The sequence below is a fragment of the Duganella callida genome, from assembly GCF_004614165.1.
Taxonomy (GTDB): domain Bacteria; phylum Pseudomonadota; class Gammaproteobacteria; order Burkholderiales; family Burkholderiaceae_D; genus Rugamonas; species Rugamonas callida.
Map to the genome: position 1 here is coordinate 1 of NZ_SPVG01000170.1, position 18828 is coordinate 18828.

Consider the following 18828-nt stretch of genomic DNA (forward strand, 5'->3'; position numbering starts at 1 on the left):
AGGCCGCAGCCACATGCTGCGCCAGGGCGGCCTGATCGTCGCGCTGTGGGGCGACGCGCAACTGGGTGCGGAGCAGGGCGGACAGCTGGCGCAGGCGCTGGCGGCCGGCTGGCGCAGCGATCCCGAGCGTCTGTGCGCCGGGCTGACCGGCGCCTACGCGCTGTGCATCCTCGACGAGGCGGACGGCAGCGCGCTGCTGGCCGTGGACCGCATGGGCACATATCCGCTGAGCTGGCAGCTGGCCGGCGAGACGCTGGTGTTCGGCTCCAGCGCCGACGCCATCGTGCGTCACCCGCGCACCCCTGCGCAGATCGATGCGCAGGGCATCTTCAACTATGTCTATTTCCACATGGTGCCGAGTCCCGGCTCGGTCTACCGCGGACAGCAGCGCTTGCTGCCGGGCCAGTATCTGCGCTACCGCCAGGGCAGTGTCGAGACGCACAGCTACTGGCGCATGCGTTTCCAGGAAGACGGCAAGGCCGGCCTGGGCGAGCTCAAGGAAGAGTTCCTCGGCCTGCTGCGCAGCAGTGTGCGCGCCGCCAGCGCCGGGCAGAAGGTGGGCTCCTTCCTCAGCGGCGGCACCGACAGCTCCACCATCGCCGGCGTCCTGTGCGAAGTGGGCGCGGCGCCGGCGCAGACCTATTCGATCGGCTTCGAGGCCCAGGGCTACGACGAAATGGCGTACGCGCGCCTGGCTTCGCGCCATTTCGGCACCGCCCACCACGAATATTATGTGACGCCGGACGACGTGGTGGCGGCGATCCCGCAGATCGCCGCGGTGTTCGACCAGCCGTTCGGCAACGCCTCGGCGGTGCCGTCATATTATTGCGCCCGGCTGGCGCGCGCCGATGGCGTCACGCGCATGCTGGGCGGCGACGGCGGCGATGAGCTGTTCGGCGGCAACGAGCGCTACGCCAAACAAAGCGTGTTCGCGCTGTATGAAAAAGTGCCGTCGCTGCTGCGCAAGGGCTTGCTTGAACCGGCCGTGTTCGGCTTCCCGGGTGGCAGCTACGTCAAGGTGGTGCGCAAGGCGCGCAGCTACATCGAGCAGGCATCGGTGGCGATGCCGGCGCGACTGGAAACCTATAATCTGCTGGGCCGCTACGGCGCGTCCGAGGTGTTCAGCGCCGACTTCCTGCGCGGCGCCGACCAGGGGCAGCCGCTGGCGGGCCTGCAGCACAGCTACAGCCAGAGCGATGCGCCCAGCCTGATCAATCGCATGCTGGCGCTGGACCTGAAAATCACGCTGGCCGACAACGACCTGCCCAAGGTGATGAAAGCGTGCGAACTGGCCGGCGTCGAGGTGGCGTTTCCCTTCCTTAACGACGCGATGGTGGCGTTCTCGGCGCGCCTGACGCCGCAGCAGAAACTCAACGGCCAGCAGTTACGCTGGTTCTTCAAGGAAGCGTTGCGCGGGTTCCTGCCGGACGACATCATCACCAAGGAAAAGCATGGCTTCGGCCTGCCGTTCGGCGTCTGGCTGCAACAGCACGCGGGCCTGCGGCAACTGGCCGCCGACAGCCTGAGCGACCTGAAAAAACGCGGCGTGGTGCGCGCCGAGTTCATCGACCGGCTGCTGGGCCAGCACCTGGCCGAACATGCCGGCTATCACGGCACCATGGTCTGGGTATTGATGATGCTGGAGCAGTGGTTCCAGCGCCATCGTCAAGGCTGAGCTTCCTTTGTTACAACTGAAATTGGTCGGCGATAAGATGGGATTTCCAAAGTACAAAAACTTGCAAATAGCTTATGTTTATTAAGCTTTTGGCCTTTCTGCCGGTACTATACCGCAACGCACAGCGGCTAAAAGCGGACTTGTTTACCAGATGAGAACCGGAGGCAGGCGGAGACCCTGCACCGGTTCAGATGTAATCGCAGAATCAATTGCGCGCGCCTGTTGAGTTAGTTTGAGATATGATCGCTGCAGTTAACGTGCCTATCAAAATGCATGTTGCTTTGACCATGGTCTCTCCTTCGCCGCGCGCAAACACATAATAAGCGCTAGGGTAAAGGAGAAATCATCGTGAACGGAAATTCCACCCCCGCAGGCTACGCAGACGCCACTCTGCGTGATGCTGTGTCGCAAGATCCGTTGTCTGCAGAAATGCAGGATTTGATAACCGATGAAACACATTTCAAGATTCGTATGATCGATACGGCGGAGGGCCGCAGCAAGGCCAGTCTACTCATCAACAAAATGTATGCCTGGCGCGGCTACGCCGGCACCCATAAGCTGACTGACGATCCGAATCGCATTACCCTCACCGCCAGCGACAAGGGCGACGTGGTCGGCACCTTGACCATCGGCCTGGATTCGCCCGCCGGCATCCTGGCCGACGAAATTTTCAAGGAAGAAATCGACCGATACCGCGCCCAGGGCGCGCGCGTGTGCGAGATGACCAAGCTGGCGTTCGATCTGGCCGGACCGTCGCAGGCCTCGATGGCGTCGCTGTTCCACCTGTCGGTGATACACGTGCGCGACATCTATCAGTGCACCCACATTTTCATCGAAGTCAATCCGCGTCACCGGCGCTTTTACGAGCGCATGCTCGGCTTTCAGCGCATCGGCGAAGCGAAGATGAATCCGCGCGTGAACGCGCCGGCCTATCTGCTGTGCGTGGAACTGGATTACGTGACCGAACAGATACAGCAGCATGGCGGCAAAGGCACCGGCGCCACGGCCGAGCGCTCGTTCTATAACTTGTTCTTCTCGCCGCGCGAGGAAACCGGTCTGATTAACCGTATAAAAAACAATACCTGATCAATGAGCCAGCCCTTTTCCTACCAAACAGCGTTCTCGCGCAATATAGGCTGGGTGAGCGAGGCGGAACAGGCGGCGTTGCGCGGCAAACGGGTGGCGATCGCCGGCGGCGGCGGTGTCGGCGGGGTGCACGCGGTGACGCTGGCGCGGCTCGGCATCGGCAAGTTTCATTTGGCCGATTTCGACACCTTTGACATCCCCAACTTCAACCGCCAGGTCGGCGCGATGATGTCGACGCTGGACCAGCCCAAGGTGGACGTGATCGCGCGCATGGTGAGGGACATCAATCCCGAGGCCGAGATCACGACCTTCCCCGAAGGCATCAACGCCGGCAACATGACGGCGTTTCTCGACGGCGTCGATTTGTATGTGGATGCGCTGGACTTCTTCGCCTTCGATGCCCGCCAGCAGGTGTTTGCCATGTGCGCCGCGCGGTCGATTCCGGCCACCACTGCGGCGCCGCTGGGCATGGGGACGGCGCTGCTGAACTTCATGCCGGGGCAGATGACGTTCGAGGAATATTTCCAGTGGGGCGACAAGCCCGAGCTGGAGAAAGCCTTGCGCTTCCTGGTGGGCCTGGCGCCGGCCGGGCTGCACCGGCCCTACCTGGTGGTGCAGAACGCCGTCAACCTGAAGGAAAAGCGCGGCCCCTCGACCATCATGGCGTGCCAGTTATGCGCCGGCGTGGTCGGCACCCAGGCCGTCAAGATCCTGCTCAAGCGCGGCAAGGTGCTGGCGGCGCCGCACGGCATGCAGTACGACGCCTACCGCGACAAGCTGGTGCGCACCTGGCGCCCCGGCGGCAACAGCAACCCGCTGCAGCGGCTGGCGATCGTGATCGGCCGCCAGGTGCTCGGCAAGGCGCTGAACGCATCATGAGCGCCGACCAGCTGCAGCAGGTGCTGAACCTGACCCGCTGGGCGCCCAGCGGCGACAACACGCAACCGTGGCGCTTCGAGATTGTCGACGACATGCAGGTGCGCGTCCATTGCCAGGACACGCGCGACCACGTGGTGTACGACCTCGATGGCCGACCGAGCCAGATCGCCTTCGGCGCCATGCTGGAAACCATGCACATCGCCGCCAGCGCCCAGGGCTGGCGCGCGGAAACCGAGCGCGTGGCCGACAGCCCGGAACAGGCACCGGTGTTCGCAGTGCGCTTCCATGCCGATCCCGCCGTGCGCGCCGATCCGCTGCTGGGCGCGATCGAAACCCGCAGTGTGCAGCGCCGCGCCATGAGCACGCGGCCGTTGACCGCCGCCGAAAAACAGGCGCTGCAAGACTGCGTCGGCGGCGACTACCAGGTGCAGTGGCTGGAAGGCTTCGGCAACCGGCTCAAGGCCGCGCGCCTGATGTACCGCAACGCCGGCCTGCGCCTGACCATGCCGGAAGCCTACGAGGTGCACCGCGACATCATCGAGTGGGACGCGCAGTTCAGCGAAGACAAGGTGCCGGACCAGGCGCTGGGCGTGGATGCGATGACGCTGCGTCTGATGCGCTGGGGCATGCGGAGCTGGCGCCGGCTGGAACGCCTCAACGCCGTGCTCGGCACGTCGGCGCCGCGTTTGCAGATGGACCTGATTCCGGGCCTGGCCTGTGCCGCCCACTTCGTCATTCGCGCGCACCGTGCGCCGCAGGGTATCGACGACTACGTGGCCGCCGGCCGCGCCGTGCAACGTTTCTGGCTGACGCTGACGGCGCTGGGCCTGAGCATGCAGCCGGAGATGACGCCGCTGATTTTCGCGCGCTACGTCAGCAACGGCGTCCGTTTCTCGCGCGACGACAAGCTGCTGGCGCTGGCCGCATCATTGCGGGAAGAATTGCAGCGCGTGATCGGCACCGGCGGCGCGCCGGTGTTCATGGGACGGCTGGGCGCGGGCCCGGCGGCGCGTGCGCGTTCGTTGCGCAAGGCCCTGCCGCGTCTGATGCGCGCGGCGTCGGGCCGCTGATCCGGCACAGCCATGGCCACACTGTCCGAGCTGGAACAGGAATGGGACGCCATCGTCATCGGCACCGGCATGGGCGGCGCCGTGCTCGGCCATGCGCTGGCGCGTGCCGGGCAGCGCGTGCTGTTCTGCGAAAAAGGCCGCTCCAGCGACGAGCAGGCGCAGGCCTTGCGCGGCGCGTATCCGGAAACAGCGTTTCCCGAACCGCTGGCGCCGGCGCCCGAACACCGCGCCGTGCTACAGCGGGCCGGCCGCTATCCGGAGCAGATTGCCGACCGCTCCGGCGCGCGCGGCAGCAGTTTCATTCCCTTCATCGGCTCCGGCAACGGCGGCTCGACCGCGCTGTACGGCATGGCGCTGGAGCGGTTCTTTCCGGCCGATTTCGCGCCACGCCAGGCGTTTCCGCAGGCGCCGGCCGATTGCACGCTGCCGGACGCCTGGCCGGTGTCGTACCAGGCCATGACGCCATATTACGAGCAGGCCGAGATCCTGTTCCGTCTGCGCGGCAGCGCCGACACGCTGCGTCCGACCGAGGGCCGGGCGCATCTGATGCCAGCGCCGCCGCTGACGCCGGCATCGGCCGAGCTGTTCGAATTCTTCCAGCGGCAGCAATTGCATCCGTACCGGCTGCCGCTGGCCTGCGAGTTTGTCGAGGGCTGCAGCGGCTGCCAGGGTTATCTGTGCGCGCGCGAGTGCAAGAACGACGCCAACCGCATCTGCCTGCGGCCGGCGCTGCGCCAGCACGGCGCGCTGCTGCTCGATGAATGCGAGGTGCTGCGGCTGGAGGCCGACCGCAGCGCGGTCAGCGGCGTGGTCTGCAATTGGCGCGGGCGGGAAATCCGGTTGCGCGGCAGACAGGTGATCCTGGCCGCCGGCGCGCTGGAATCGCCGCGCCTGTTGCTGCGCTCGGCGTCGGCGCACTGGCCGGCCGGGCTGGCCAACGATTCCGGTCTGGTCGGCAAGAACCTGATGCGGCACCACATCGATCTGTACCTGATCCGGCCGAAACTGCGGCCGCCGTTCGACAATCGCCAGAAGGAATTCGCCTTCAACGATTTTTATCAGGTCGATGGTCAGAAGCTGGGCTCGGTACAATCGTTCGGCCGGCTGCCGCCGGCGCCGGTATTGGCCGCCTCGCTGGCCGACGATCTGCGCCAGGGCCCGGCGCCGTGGCTGGCGCCGCTGTTCGCGCTGGTGCGGCCGCTGGTGCAGCGTTTCCTGGGCAAGCTGGTCGACCAGCACCTGATCCTGGCCAGCACGCTGGAAGACCTGCCTTACGCCGATAATTGCGTGACACTGTCGCCGGACGACGGCGCGCGGCTGCAACTGCGCTACCGCACCCGGCCGCACGACCAGCAGCGCATCGCCGCGTTCCGCCAGTTGATCAAACAGAGCCTGCGCCCGTATCCATACCAGGTGCTCAAGCAGGCCGACAACAACCAGCGCATCGCCCATGCGTGCGGCACCTGCCGCTTCGGCCACGACCCGCGCAGCAGCGTGCTGGACGCCAACAACCGCGCGCACGGGCTGGCCAACCTGTACGTGGTGGACAGTTCGTTCTTTCCATCCAGCGGCGGCACCAATCCGAGCCTGACCATCGCCGCCAACGCGCTGCGCGTGGCCGACCATTTACTAGGGAGACAGCGGACATGAAAATCGCGGACGCCAAGGGCGATTGGGCGCTGGTGACGGGGGCATCGTCCGGCATCGGCGAGGAATATGCGCGGCAGCTGGTGCAGGCCGGCATGCACGTGGTGCTGGTGGCGCGCCGCAAGGAACGGCTGGATGCGCTGGCCGGGCGCCTGCGCACCGGCCAGACCCAGGTGCTGGCGCTCGACAAGGATCTGGCCCGGACCGGCGCCGTGGACGAGCTCAGGGCGACGCTGGCGCAGCAGGGCATCCGCATCCGGCTGCTGTGCAATATCGCCGGGGTGGGGCGCTGGGGCCGCTTCGAGCATGGTTCGGCCACGCAATACCAGGAAATCATGGTGGTGAACATGGTGGCGCCGGTGGTGATGTGCTACGCCTTCCTGCCGGACCTGGAATCGTTCGCCAGCAGCGCCGTGATCAACGTGTCCTCGCCGGCCGTGTACCAGCCGGTGCCGTACATGGGCGTGTATGCGGCCAGCAAGTCGTTTGTCCACCAGTTCAGCCAGGCGCTGCATGGCGAATGGGCCGGCCGCGGCATCCTGGTGCAGACGCTGGTGCCGGGGCCCACGGTCAGCGAATTCGATGAAAAGGCCGGCGCCTACGAGAGTGCCCTGACCAAGCGCGATCCGGCGGCGGTGGCGGTGAAGGCGTCGCTGGCCGGTCTGGACAAGGGCTTGCCGGTGGTGGTCAGCGCCAGGGGCACGCTGCTGCAGCGCATGTTCGGCGCGCTGGCGCCGCCATCGGTGGTGATCCGCAAGGTGGCCGGCATGTTCCGGCCGCCGGAATGACAAAAACCCTGCGGCGCACCGCAGGGTTTTTCGTTTGGCGCCGAGGTCAATCAGCCTTTGCTCTTGCGGCGGCGGGTCACGCCGGCAATGCCCAGCAGGCCCAGGCCCACCAGCAGGGTGCTGCCAGGTTCCGGCAGGCGGGTGGTGGTGCTGTCGCCGTCGACCTTGAACACGATGTCGCGCGAGTGATCGACATTGTAGGTACCGAACAGGTCGGGACCGCTGTCGGCGGCGCTGGCGTGGAAGGCCGAGGTGTCCGAGGTGCCGGCCGGGTAGTTCAGGTTGGACTGGAAGTCCAGGCCGAAGATCAGGTCCTGGATGCCTTCCAGATAGGCGGCGTCGACGAAGTCGCCCGATTCCACCAGTTCGGCGTGCAGGTGGGTCGAGCCCAGGCCGGTGCCGCGGCCGTTCAGGCCCATGAACGACGAATCGGTGCCGTCCGGAACGATCGAGAACATCGCCACCAGCTTGCCGTCGTCGAAGCCGGTGCCGTCGCCGGTGTTGGCGTTGGCTTTGCTGTCGTAGTAGATCGCCACCTTGTTGGTGGCGGTGCTGCCGCCCAGGCCGAACACGGCCGACGGGTTGCTGCCGACGAAGTTGGACGCCGTCACGGTCTCGGTGAAGCTGGCCACGATGGTGAATTCGAAGGTTTTGCCGGCGTCCTTGCCGCCGTTCGAGGTGGCATCGAGGTTGGTGAAGGAACTGTTGGCGACGCCGCCACCGACCGTCACCAGGTTGGCCTGGTACAGGAACTGGAAGCTGGCGCCGACCGGCAGCAGCGAATTGTCGCTGAACGGGCCGACACCGATGGCCACACCCGAACCCTGGGCGTTCCAGTCCAGGCTGGTTGCGCCCGACACATAGGTGTTGCCGCCGCCATCCTTCAGATTGAACGTGTTGCTGGCGTCAGCGAATGCCGCGGTGCTGAGGCTGGCCAAGCCCAATGCCAGTGCTATGGACTTTAATTTACGCATTGTTTTCATTACTGGCTCCAAAAATGGTATCGCAGGTCTAAGCATTTCTTGAGAATTTTGGGCCCCTAGCAGTGGGCTTACCATGTTTGAGCAATAAGCATGCCACATTATTCAATGTCGTTTGAATTCAATCACTTAGCGAAATTTTTGGCTGTTGTCGCGTGTCGCAATCGGTGACAGTGTAAAGATTTCCGACACCCGCATTTTCCGCTGTCAGCGCGGCGGACGGGCCAGCTGGCCAATCAGGCGTTCCAGGCTCAGGCCGGGCGCCGTCTGCGCGAAGACGCCGGCAATTTCCTGCGCCGCGCGCGCGTACGGCGGTTGGTCCAGCATGGCGGTGGCGGCCGCCTGCACGGCGGCGGCGCTCAGCCGGTCGGCGCGTAGCAGCCGGCCCGCGCCCGCGCGCACCAGCGCCTGCATGTTGAGGAACTGGTCGAGATTGCCGGCGATGCCCAGCACCGGCACGCCGGCGGCCAGCGCCTGCTGGCTGGTGGGACTGCCGCCATTGCAGATCACCAGCGCCGCCCGGCGTGCGGCGGCGTCGCCCGGCAGATAATCGGCCACGCGGGCGTTGTCCGGCACGTGATCGAGGCGGATGTTGCCAGCGGTGGCGGCCAGCACCTGCACCGGCAGTGGCGCCAGCGCGTCCAGCACCAGCGGCAGCAGCCGGCCCTGGCCCGAGCTACCCAGCGTGACGTAGACCGTTGCGCGCTCGTCCGGCAGCGTGGTCCACCAGTCCGGCGGCGCGATCGGCGGCGCCCACATCACCGGGCCCAGATAGGAGTGGTGCGCGGGCAGGTCGTGCGCCGGGAACAGTTCCGGCACGTCCATGTAGGCGGTGTGGTCGGCGTCGGTGTAGATGCGGCGCAGGTCCGGTCCCAGCGAGGGCAGGCCGTACTTGCGGCGCACGCGGTTCAGCGGCCGGGCGTGCAACGCGAATGCCAGCGGCTGCGCCAGCCGGAACAGCGGATCGGCCAGCGCGATCGGCAGAACCCTGGTCATCGGCAGGCTGGGCACGGTATAGCGGACGTCGACGTACGGGCTCCAGTAAGCATTGCTGAGGGCGATGTACGGCACCTGGGCCAGACGCGCGCTGACCGACAGCGACAGGCGGAAATCGCCGACCACCACATCCGGCCGCACTTGCGCCAGCAACTGGCGGTCGGCTTCGACGTAGCGGCTCAGTGTGGCCTCATCGTAGACCGGTTGACCCGCCGCCAGCGCGCCCAGGAATTGCTGGCTGGAGATGCTGTCCACGCGCCAGCGCGTGTAATCGGTGTCGCGGAAGCAGAATTCGTAGCCGTCGGCGCAGGCGAAGTGCAGCGCGTAGCGGCCGCGGTCCATGGTTTGCGCCAGCGCCAGCAGTCTGGCCACGTGGGCCAGCGTGACCGCCTCGGCGTAAAAAAGAATCTTTTGTGTTTGCATGATGGTAGGGCGGCGATTTTTCCAGTGTAAAGAAATCCGACACTTGTCCGCGCACCGCCCCGGCGTCCACTCCTCAGAGCGACTTGAGCAGCGAGCGCGCTTCGTCGGCCTGTGGGAAGGCGCTGTTCGCGGCCAGCACTTTTTCCAGTTCCTTGCGTGCGCCCGGCTTGTCGCCCGACTTGCTGAGCGCCACCGCCAGGTGATAGCGCAGTTCCGGCGCCTGCGGCGCGCCGCCGACCGCCTTCTGCAGCAGCGCCAGCGCGCGCGCGTGGTCGCCCTGTTCCAGCAGCAGCCAGCCCAGGGTGTCCATCACCGACGGGTTGTTGGGCGAGAGCTGAGCCGCCTGTTCGGCGGTGGCCAGCGCGCGCGCATCCCTGGTCTGCTGATAGACCCAGGCCAGGTTGTTCAATGCCACCGGATTCTTCGGATTCACCTTGAGCATGTCGCGCAGCACGTCGGCGGCCGGCGGGTATTGCCGGGCGTTGATGTAGTGCTCGGCGAGGTACAGCGCCACCACCGGATCGGCCGGATTGCCCTGGTGCCATTGCTGCAGCCGGGTTTCCGCGTCGCGCGTCTTGCCCATGAACTTGAGGACGTTGGCGACGCGGATCAGATGCTGGGGTTGCTTGTCCAGCGCGTAGGCTTTTTCGTAGGCCGGCAGCGCCAGTTCCGGATGTTTGGCGCCGGCCTGGATATCGCCTTCCACGGTGTAGCCGGCCGGCAGCCTGGGTGCGATGCGCTGCATCTGGCGCGCGGCGGCGAGGGCGTCGTTGATCTTGCCGCGCGACAGGAAGAACTCGGCCTGGGCCATGCGCGCCGGCATCCAGTCCGGTTGCAGCGCGGTGGCGCGCTTGAGGTCTTCCGTGGCGGCGTCGTCGTTCTTCAGCAGCATGTGCACGCGCGCCAGGCGCAGCTGCGCCTCGGCCGATTTCGGCAGCGCCTTGACCAGCTGGCTGTAGCTTTCCAGCGCCGCGGCGGCGTCGTTGTTGGCCAACTGGGCCTGGCCCAGCAGATCGATCACGGCCGGGTCGGCGCTGTTGGCGGCCTGCAGTTTGCGCGCCAGCCCCAGCGCTTTTTGCGGCTGTTTGATGGCCAGATAGTGTGCGCCCAGCGCCAATGCCGGCGGCACCGCCAGCTCATCGACCGCATAAGCTTGCTCCAGCCACCGCGTGGCCTGCTCCGGCTGTTTCTGCGCCATGGCGATTTCCGCCAGCGCCTGCATGGCGTTGCGCGCCTTGGGGTTACGCTGCAGGTAGGCGGTCAGGACTTTCTTGGCGGCCTCGGGTTGCTCGGCGCGCATTTCCAGCTGGGCCAGGTTCAGTGCCGCCGTGAAGTAATCGCCCTTGGCCGCGATGGCCGAGGCGTAATTGCCGCGCGCCTGGGCCAGATCGCCGCGGGCCTGGTAGATCGCGCCCCTGGCGTTGAAGATTTCCGGATTGCCGGGCTGGCGCTGGTCGAAGGCTTGCAGCGCGGCCAGCGCCTTGTCGTAGTGCTTGAGGTTCATCTCCGCCTGCACCAGCGCCAGCGTGGCGTGGGTCGATTTCGGCGCCAGCGCGGCGCCGGCCTCGAGATCGGCTATGCCCTGCATATCGCCGGCGCTGACCTTGGACAGACCGAGCGAGGTGTGCAGTGCCGCCGAGTCCGGCTGTAGCTTGCTGGCGTCGGCGAAATAGCCGGCAGCCTTGCGGAATTCCTGGCCCTGCATCGACGACTGGCCGGCCAGCGCCAGCAGGTCGGCGTCCTTGCCCGGCTGCTTGAGCAGCGGCGCCAGCGCGGCTTCCGCCTCGGCCGGCTGCGACGCCTTCAACAGCGTCTGCGCCAGCAGCTTGCGCGCATAGGCATTGTCGGGATTCTGCTCGAGGTATTTGCGCAGGTGCTGTTCGGCCTGCGCCAGCGCCCCCAGGTTCATTTCGACCGCGCCCGACAGCAGGATCGACAGCATGTGCTCGGGCGCCACGCGCAGCACTTTTTGCAGCGAATCGCGCGCCGCCGAATACCGGCCCTGCTTGAAGTCGAGCAGGGCCTGCGTGTACATCACCAGCACCGCCGACGGCGCGATCTTGCGCGCGGCGTCGACATCCACCTTGGCGGCGGCGAAATCGCCGGCGTCGATGTGCAGATGGGCGCGCTCGACCATGGCGCGCACGTTGTCGGGCTGCAGCGCCAGCACCTGCGCGTAAGCCGCCACCGCATCCTGGCGCTTGCCCTGGTATGCCAGCACCGTGCCCTTGTAGTACCAGACGTCGGGGTCTTGGGGATTGGCCTGCTGCGCCTGTTCCAGGTACGCCATCGCGCCGGACAGATCGTTGTTGATCACCGCGTGGCGCGCCAGGCCGATCAGACCGCCGGCCGAGCCGGCCTGCGCCGCCAGCGCCTGCCGGTACGCGGCCAGCGCCTGGTCCGGCTGGTTGAGGGCGAAGAAGGCGTCGCCGCGCGCCACCAGCAAGCCCGGCGTGGGCCGGGTCAGTGCCGCCGCGCTCTCGTCCAGCGCCTTCTGGAACTGGCCCTGCGCCGACAGCGCCTTCACCAGCTCGGGCGCGGTGGCCTGCTGGTCGTAGCCGAGACTGATGGCCTTGCGGATTTCCTTTTCGGCCGAGGGGCCGTCGCCGAGTTTGTTGTGGAGGCTGGCCAGACGGTAGCGGATTTCGGCGTCGTCCGGACTCTTGCTGGCGGCGTTTTTCAGCTGGATCAGCGCGGCCTTGTTGTCGCCCTTTTGCAGATACTGTTTGGCGTCGGCCAGCAGCGAGGCGCTGGTCTCGGTCTTGCCGCAACCGGTCAGTCCGGCCGCCAACACGAGGGAATAAATGAAGACGGCGGTGCGGGCGGCCCGGCGAGTGACTCGTTGCGACATGATCGTTCCTTGAGCAAAGCGGCTACGGATGTTAATAATACCTTAATAACGTGTTCTTTTTTACACTTTTTACCGCTGTTGTAAATGCGCGATGCGCAGCCATCGCGCTCAGGCGTGCTGCTCGTGGCGCGCGGCGCGCTCGCTGTGGCGCTGCAGGTTGTTGTTGAGCTGGGTGATGATCTCGGACGCCGCCGCAATGATCTGCGCCGAGCCGAAACCGGCGCGCGCCATTTCCTTGTACAGCGACTTGGCCAGGAGCTTGGCCACCTGGTCGGGGTTCTGGTAGGCGGTGGACGCGATCGACCCGGCCACCTTGTCCTGCACCTCCTGCATCAGCGCCAGCTGGGTGAAGCGCGAATTCAGGATCGCCTGCAATTGCAGCACCTGGATCGATTTGCCGATGAACAGCGCGATCATGTCCAGCATGTGCAGGTCGATGAGGTTGAAGCGCTGCTTGGCCTCGCTGGCGCTGACGTTGAGCAGGCCGACGATCTTGGCGTCGATGCGCACCGGCGCCAGCATCAGGCTGCGGCGCGGGTCGTCGGCGCGGCGCGCCAGCGCGGCGAACTGTGAATTCATGATGTCTTCGACCAGCAGCGAGCGGCCGTGATCCAGCACGTGGCCGGCGATGCCCTCGCCGCGGCCGACGGTGGCGGTCCACGCGGCCGGCGGCAGCGGCCCCACGTGCGCGGCCATGCTCATGCGCAGGTCTTCGCCGTCGCCGCTGGTGATCAGCATGACCGAGCAGGTTTCGGCAGCGAGCAGTTCGGCGGTCATCTCGACCTGCTGCTGCAGGCTGTCGGTGAGATTGCCGGCGGCCAGGAACTGCGACAAATCGTGCAGCTTGATCAGAAGATTGTCTTCGTTCATGGCCTCTCCGGTGGCTGGCGATCGGACGCCTATCATAACAATATTGTCGGTTTATTCCCGCTGTTTTTTCGCTTCCTTCGGCGACAGGAATGCCTTGTGGAACAGGTGGCGCGCCAGCAGCGGCGGCGGCATGCGCAGCCAGTTGCCGCGCAAGTAGAGACAGAAGCGCGCCGGCGCGCTCCAGCGGTCGTTGCAGCTGGCGTGCACGGGCAGCAGGGCGCGGTGAAACAGGAAGTCCATCAGGCCCAGCAGCAACGGTCCCGGCGCGGCGCCGGCCGCCGCCCGCACGGCATCGGCCGGCACCGGGGTGTGCAGCAGTTGCGCGCAGTAGCGCAGGGCGTAGAACAGCGGCCTGGCCAGTTGCAGCTCGGCGGCGCGCGCCGTCAACGCCGGCCAGAACGCCGGGTCGGCGCCGAAATGCAGCAGCAGGCGGTGGATGTCGACCAGGTCGCGCAGGCCGTGGTCGAATTCGCCGTCGTAAAACAGGTGCACGGCGCTGTGCAGCACCAGGTCGGCCGGCGCCAGCGTGTACAGGCCCTCGGCGCCGGCGATCGGCGCGGCGGCGGCGCGCAGCTTGTCGGGGTCGGGGCGGACGCGCGCGGTCAGCGGCAGGATGGCGTGGTGCACGTCGATCACGGCATTGCGCAGCACGTGACGCATGGGCGGCAATTCATGCATCCAGACACGGTAGTAGCGCTGGTCGTAGGCGTCGTGGTGGGTGGCGGCCCAGCCGTGCATCATCAGCGCCGCCTCCACGTCCGGCAGGCTGGCGGCCGGCACCAGGATGTCGACATCGGAATACAGGCGGCCGCGCGCCGCCGGCAGCCCGGCCATGGTGTAGGCCGCGCCCTTGAGCAGGATCAGCGGCAGCTCGCAGCCGGCCAGCGCGCGGGTGATCATGGCCACCTCGTAGCGCACGCCCTGCTGGTGGCGTTCGGCCAGGGTGCGCGCCCATTCCAGGTGTTCGCGCACCTGGTCCGGCAGGCGCGCCAGCAGGCCGTGTTCCTCGACCAGCGCCAGCAGGCCGGCCAGCAAATACGCGGCCACGCTCTGGCGCAGCAGCAAGTCCCAGTCAGCCGCGCTCCAGTCGGCCAGGCGCTGGGGCTGGCGGTAGGCCTGCAGGATCAGCGGGGGCGGCGTCACAGCGGGCGCGGCAGGCTGGCGAACACATCGAGCGCATCGTCCAGCCGGCTGTAGGTGAAGTGATAGCCCTGGGCGGCGTCGATCACGCGCGCCATGGTGTCGAAGCCGCGCGCCGCCATCAAGTCGTAGTTGAAGGCGTTTTCCGCCAGCTCGATGAAGCAGCGCGCGCGCGGCACCGGCGTCAGCTGCGGCGCCACGCCCGCCTGCCACCTGGGGAACACGATCCACGCCGGCCGCGCGCTCTGGTGCGCGCGGCGCACGCTGTCGGTGGGCGCCTTCAGGTGCGCCACCGTGCCTTTTTCGGTGTTCAGCACCGGCCGGCTCATGGCGGCGTGCGGCAGATAATCGCGCATCAGGTCGATCGAGCCGTTCTTCAGGCTGATGGGACGGGGGCAGGGCAGCACGTGGCCGTCTTCCGGCTGGATCAGCGTCAGTTCGTCCGACAGCAGGCGCCAGCCGTGGTGCACCAGCGCGGCGGTCAGCGTGCTCTTGCCGGAGCCCGGCGGCGCCGGCAGGATGGCCGCGCAACCGTCCCTTTCGATCACCGCCGCATGGATCATCAGATAGCGGTTGGCGCGGCTGGAGACGCACCAGTTCAGCCCCCACTCGAACATGGGAAAGGCGTGCGAGTACGGCATCGGCACGAATTCGGCGTGGCCGTCGTAGACCAGGTTGATTTGCGGGCGGAACCAGCGCCGCCAGCCCTTCGGCCGCTCCAGGCGCAGATGGAAATCGGCGAAGCTGCCGGCGTCCAGCAGCGGATAGTCGGCGTACAGCAGGTGCAGGGCGTCGGCCACGCTGGGCACGGGCGCCTGCAGATGGGCGACAAAGCGGCCGGTGCGCAGCCAGACGCCATCGCCGGCCAGCTGCGCGCCGAGCTGGGCGCGGCTCAGGGAAGACAGTGTCAGCATGGCTCGACCAGCGCCAGCTTGCTCAGCTGTAGCAGCAGGGCGGCAGTCTCGGCGGCCGGCTCGTGGCCGTCGTCGAAGTCGAATGCGGCCGACAGGGCAGCGGCCAAGGCGCTCTCGGCGGCAGGCGCCCGCTGCAGTTGCAACAGCAGATGCATGGCGGCCGGATTCAGCAAATGGGTATCGCCCGACAGCGCGTTGTAGAGTACGTATTCATCGTCCCAGCCCCGGTGCCGCAGGGTCTGGCCAGGCATCAGCCGCCACACGGAATTGTTCAATACATCGTACCTTGCAGGTAAGCCACGATATCGGCGCCGTACCACTTCTTGCCGTAGGTGGGCGTGTAATAGCCCTTGCTCTGGTATTCGTTCCAGATCGCCTGCAGCATGCCGATGGTCAGGTAGCTGGTGATGCCGGCCTGGACGTTCAGGTAGGCGGCGGTCAAGTGCATGCCGACGTTGTAGCGGTCGAAGGACTGCGGCGACAGGATGGTGCCCATCTTGCAATTGCGGTAGCTGGTGTTGACGCTGTTGCAGCTGAACACGGTGCCGTAGGTATTGGTGGTCTTGCAGCCCTTGGGCCAGGCGCTGGCGTTTTTCCAGTAGCCCGGCGAGCGGCCGGCGCACACCACCGGCTTGGTCGCGTGCGTGCTTTTCAGATTGGCCGAGGCATAGCCCGACGGCGTGGTGCAGATGTCGCACGCCATGCCCGGACGGCTGGTGACGGTCAGCAGCACGCCGGTGACTGCCGCACCGGACTTGGCGAAGCGGCGCCGCGCCGCGCCCTTGTCCGACAGTGCGGGACTGGCGCCGGCGGAGCTTGCGGCCTGGTCTTGATCTGGTTGTTGGATAGTCACGTCGATACCCTCAAAATGCATGCCTTTGACAGAGCAATTTCCGTTCCCACGCCGTGCCGCGCTCGCTGCCAGCTTTAAAATCAAGGCCTTGCGGCAATCGTCCGGCTTTCGCTCGAAGAAACCGGCTGACACTGTAAAAATTTCCGACAGTCGGTCGCCGCCGGATCAGAAGAAGCTTTCCGGGATCACCAGCACATCGCCCGGGCGCATCAGCATGTTGGCGGAAATGTCGCCATCCTTGATCAGGTCGTTCAAGCGCACCGGCAGTTTCTGCTGCTGGCCGTTGACCGTGCGGATGATGCTGGCCTTGTTGCCGGAGGCGAACTCGGTGACGCCGCCGACCGCGATCAGCACGTCCATCAGCGACATGTCGCGCCGGTACGGCAACGCCTGCGGACGCGCGGCCTGGCCGATCACGCGGATCTGCTCGCCATACGTGCCGACAAAGCTGGTGACGATCACCGTCACCACCGGTTGCTGGATGTACTTGGCCAGCTCTTTTTCGATATCGCGCGCCAGCTGGGTCGATGTCTTGCCGCTGGCGGCCAGGTCTTCGACCAGCGGCGTGGTGATCTTGCCGTCCGGCCGCACCGGCACCGTCATCGAGACTTCGGGATTGCGCCAGACGATGATGTTGACCGAGTCGCCCGGGCCGATCAGGTAATCGGGCGTGTCGCCGCCGGATGCCAGCGGCGCCGATGGCGTGGGATTACTGCTGGCGCAACCGCCCAGCATCAGCGCCGACAGGGCTATAACAGCATGGCCCAGCCATTTCACGATAGTTTTGTGCACGGAATTCACCTGGATATCCTCTGGAGCGGGTTCTTATCATTCGGCGTGGACTTGTCATATGGTATTTTCCATTTTGACATGCTTATTTTATACCATGACTTGCCTCAACAATACATCATATTGGCAAGAAAATAGTTGTTACGGGGTCTTTTGTTGTAGCAGTTCACGGATGTAGTTGGCGGGGATGGCATAGGTGATGCCGCTGGGGTTGGTGATGGCGTTTTCCTTCAGGCCCTTGACCAGCACCATGTTGATCACGCCGTAGACCAGGCCGTTGTCGGGATCATACACAGGACTGCCGCTGTTGCCCGGATAAGCGGTGCCGTCCAGCTGGAAGATGGCAAACGGCGGTTTTTGCAGGCGGTTGATCAGGCGCGCATCGAGCTTGCGCGAATTCAGCGTCGGCATCAGGATGGGGGTGATGGCCGCCAGCGTGGCGCGATGGGTGGCGCGGTGCAGGCCCAGCACCATGCCCAGCGGAAAACCGGTGAAGGCCAGCGACTGGCCTTCGCGCACGCTGTCCGAATCGCCCAGTTTCAGCGCCGGCAACGGCGTGCCGCGCAGGCGCAGATGGGCAAGATCGTGCTCGCGGTCGATGGCTTCCACCGTGGCCGGCCGGAACTCGACGGCGTCAGCGCTACCGAGCACGATGCCCAGTGTTTCCATGTGCTCGCTATCCAGCGCCTGCGGCACCACGTGGGCGTTGGTGATCACACTCAGGCCGTCGCCGGTGACGAAACCGGTGCCGGTGAAATTGATCGCCGGGCTGCGCGTGCGCAGGTAGGTACCGACACCGACCACCGACGGTTTGACGGCGGGAATGGTGTCGACTAGCCCGGCGCTGACGGGAGACGGGGCCAGCAGGCATAGCAAAACGCAAGTGGACCGTAGTAAGATGTGTTTTAGGCATAACATTTTGATAAAGTACCATTTCCCATTCGCGGCGCATAGCGCCGCGCTCAACTTTCATCGGACTCCGTGACGCTACGCCCTCAACGCTGCGCCGCCTTGCCCTGCGCCCTCTTGCTGGCCGCCGCCATCGCCGGTTATCCGCTCGGCGCCGGCTGGCTGTCGACCGGCTTGCTGGCGTGGCTGCTGCTGTTGCGGCGCTGGCCGCAAGCCTGGCTGCCGGGCGTGCTGGCGCTGCTGCCCGTACTGGACGGCGCCCAGTGGAGCGGGCGCCTGTACCTGGACGAATTCGATTGCCTGTTGGCGGCCACCGTGCTGGCGCAGGCCTTGGGCCCGGCGCGGCCGGCCGCCAGGCTGGGGCGCTGGCCGGCGCTGGCGCTGGGGCTGGTGGCACTGACCACCGCCAGCTCCCTGATCATCGGCTGCTGGCCGTTGCCCGTGCCGGGACCGAATTCCTTCAACAATTATTACAGCGCGTATAACGGCCTGCGTCTGGCCAAGGGATTGCTGTGGGCATTAATGCTGTGGCCGGCGTTGGCGGAGGAGCTGCAACACGATGCGGACGCCGCGCGCCGTCGCTTTGCGCTGGGCATGAGCCTGGGGCTGGTGACGGCCACGCTGGCGGTGCTGTGGGAGCGCGCCACGTTTCCCGGCCTGCTCAATTTCAGCAGCGGCTATCGCGTGGTCGGCCTGTTCACCGGCATGCACGTGGGCGGCGCCTGCATCGAAGCGTGGTTCGCCATGAGCCTGCCGTTCGCGGCCTGGTGGGCGTTGACCATGCGCGGCTGGCGCCGGCTCGCCGGCGTGCTGATGTGTTTGCTCGGCTGTTATGCCCTGGTGGTCTGCTATGCGCGCGGCGGCTACCTGGCGGCCGCCGTCGGTCTGGCGGTGGTGGCGGCGGGGCTCGGGCTCAAGCCGCGGCGCGGTGCGATGGCGGCGCGCAATCCCGGGCCTG

General features: G+C 66.2%; 16 protein-coding genes and 1 pseudogene. 7 read left to right on the top strand and 10 right to left on the bottom strand.

Annotation, left to right across the window (positions count from 1 at the left end):
• The 6 genes from E4L98_RS16500 to E4L98_RS16525 form a co-directional block, all read left to right on the top strand.
• The coding region (locus E4L98_RS16500; RefSeq protein WP_135202645.1) for an asparagine synthetase B family protein at positions 1-1675 on the top strand (1675 nt) is incomplete at its 5' end.
• Between the two features lie 471 nt (positions 1676-2146).
• Positions 2147-2761: an N-acyl amino acid synthase FeeM domain-containing protein gene (locus tag E4L98_RS16505; RefSeq protein ID WP_229257417.1), complete on the top strand. Its 615-nt coding sequence runs from the start codon at positions 2147-2149 to the stop codon at positions 2759-2761.
• A gap of 3 nt (positions 2762-2764) precedes the next feature.
• The gene (locus tag E4L98_RS16510; protein ID WP_135202647.1) at positions 2765-3640 is read left to right on the top strand and encodes a ThiF family adenylyltransferase; all 876 of its coding nucleotides are present in this window, start codon (positions 2765-2767) and stop codon (positions 3638-3640) included.
• The gene (locus tag E4L98_RS16515) at positions 3637-4710 is read left to right on the top strand and encodes a nitroreductase family protein (RefSeq protein WP_135202648.1); all 1074 of its coding nucleotides are present in this window, start codon (positions 3637-3639) and stop codon (positions 4708-4710) included. Before E4L98_RS16510 ends, E4L98_RS16515 begins: the two co-directional genes overlap by 4 nt.
• 12 nt (positions 4711-4722) lie before the next feature.
• Positions 4723-6360 (top strand): GMC oxidoreductase, encoded by a 1638-nt coding sequence (locus tag E4L98_RS31075; RefSeq protein ID WP_135202649.1) that lies wholly within the window; start codon positions 4723-4725, stop codon positions 6358-6360.
• A complete protein-coding gene (locus tag E4L98_RS16525) occupies positions 6357-7145 on the top strand; it encodes an SDR family NAD(P)-dependent oxidoreductase (protein ID WP_135202650.1) in 789 nt (262 codons plus the stop codon). Before E4L98_RS31075 ends, E4L98_RS16525 begins: the two co-directional genes overlap by 4 nt.
• A gap of 50 nt (positions 7146-7195) precedes the next feature.
• On the opposite strand, the gene E4L98_RS16530 is transcribed toward E4L98_RS16525, so the two are convergent.
• The 10 genes from E4L98_RS16530 to E4L98_RS16575 form a co-directional block, all read right to left on the bottom strand.
• Positions 7196-8128 carry a PEP-CTERM sorting domain-containing protein gene (locus tag E4L98_RS16530; protein ID WP_167761353.1) on the bottom strand — a complete coding sequence of 311 codons (933 nt, stop codon included), beginning with the start codon at positions 8126-8128 and terminating at the stop codon, positions 7196-7198.
• Between the two features lie 204 nt (positions 8129-8332).
• Complete coding sequence (locus tag E4L98_RS16535; RefSeq protein WP_135202652.1) at positions 8333-9544, bottom strand: glycosyltransferase; 1212 nt, start codon at positions 9542-9544, stop codon at positions 8333-8335.
• A 73-nt stretch (positions 9545-9617) separates the two neighbouring features.
• A complete protein-coding gene (prsT, locus tag E4L98_RS16540) occupies positions 9618-12395 on the bottom strand; it encodes an XrtA/PEP-CTERM system TPR-repeat protein PrsT (RefSeq protein ID WP_135202653.1) in 2778 nt (925 codons plus the stop codon).
• Between the two features lie 108 nt (positions 12396-12503).
• A complete protein-coding gene (locus E4L98_RS16545) occupies positions 12504-13265 on the bottom strand; it encodes a GAF domain-containing protein (protein WP_135202654.1) in 762 nt (253 codons plus the stop codon).
• Between the two features lie 51 nt (positions 13266-13316).
• Complete coding sequence (locus tag E4L98_RS16550) at positions 13317-14408, bottom strand: nucleotidyltransferase domain-containing protein (protein ID WP_205746753.1); 1092 nt, start codon at positions 14406-14408, stop codon at positions 13317-13319.
• Complete coding sequence (locus tag E4L98_RS16555; protein WP_135202655.1) at positions 14405-15319, bottom strand: HprK-related kinase A; 915 nt, start codon at positions 15317-15319, stop codon at positions 14405-14407. Before E4L98_RS16555 ends, E4L98_RS16550 begins: the two co-directional genes overlap by 4 nt.
• A complete protein-coding gene (locus E4L98_RS16560; RefSeq protein ID WP_135202656.1) occupies positions 15313-15594 on the bottom strand; it encodes an HPr-rel-A system PqqD family peptide chaperone in 282 nt (93 codons plus the stop codon). Before E4L98_RS16560 ends, E4L98_RS16555 begins: the two co-directional genes overlap by 7 nt.
• On the bottom strand, positions 15591-16172 hold the full coding sequence (locus tag E4L98_RS16565; RefSeq protein WP_135202657.1) for a hypothetical protein: 582 nt from the start codon (positions 16170-16172) through the stop codon (positions 15591-15593). Before E4L98_RS16565 ends, E4L98_RS16560 begins: the two co-directional genes overlap by 4 nt.
• A 165-nt stretch (positions 16173-16337) precedes the next feature.
• Positions 16338-16907, bottom strand: a complete 570-nt coding sequence (locus E4L98_RS16570; protein ID WP_135202660.1) for an XrtA/PEP-CTERM system exopolysaccharide export protein — start codon at positions 16905-16907, stop codon at positions 16338-16340.
• Between the two features lie 195 nt (positions 16908-17102).
• Complete coding sequence (locus E4L98_RS16575) at positions 17103-17837, bottom strand: S1 family peptidase (protein WP_229257418.1); 735 nt, start codon at positions 17835-17837, stop codon at positions 17103-17105.
• A 105-nt stretch (positions 17838-17942) separates the two neighbouring features.
• On the opposite strand from E4L98_RS16575, the pseudogene E4L98_RS16580 reads away from it, so the two are divergent.
• Positions 17943-18828, top strand: a pseudogene (locus E4L98_RS16580) (hypothetical protein); the annotation flags it as partial.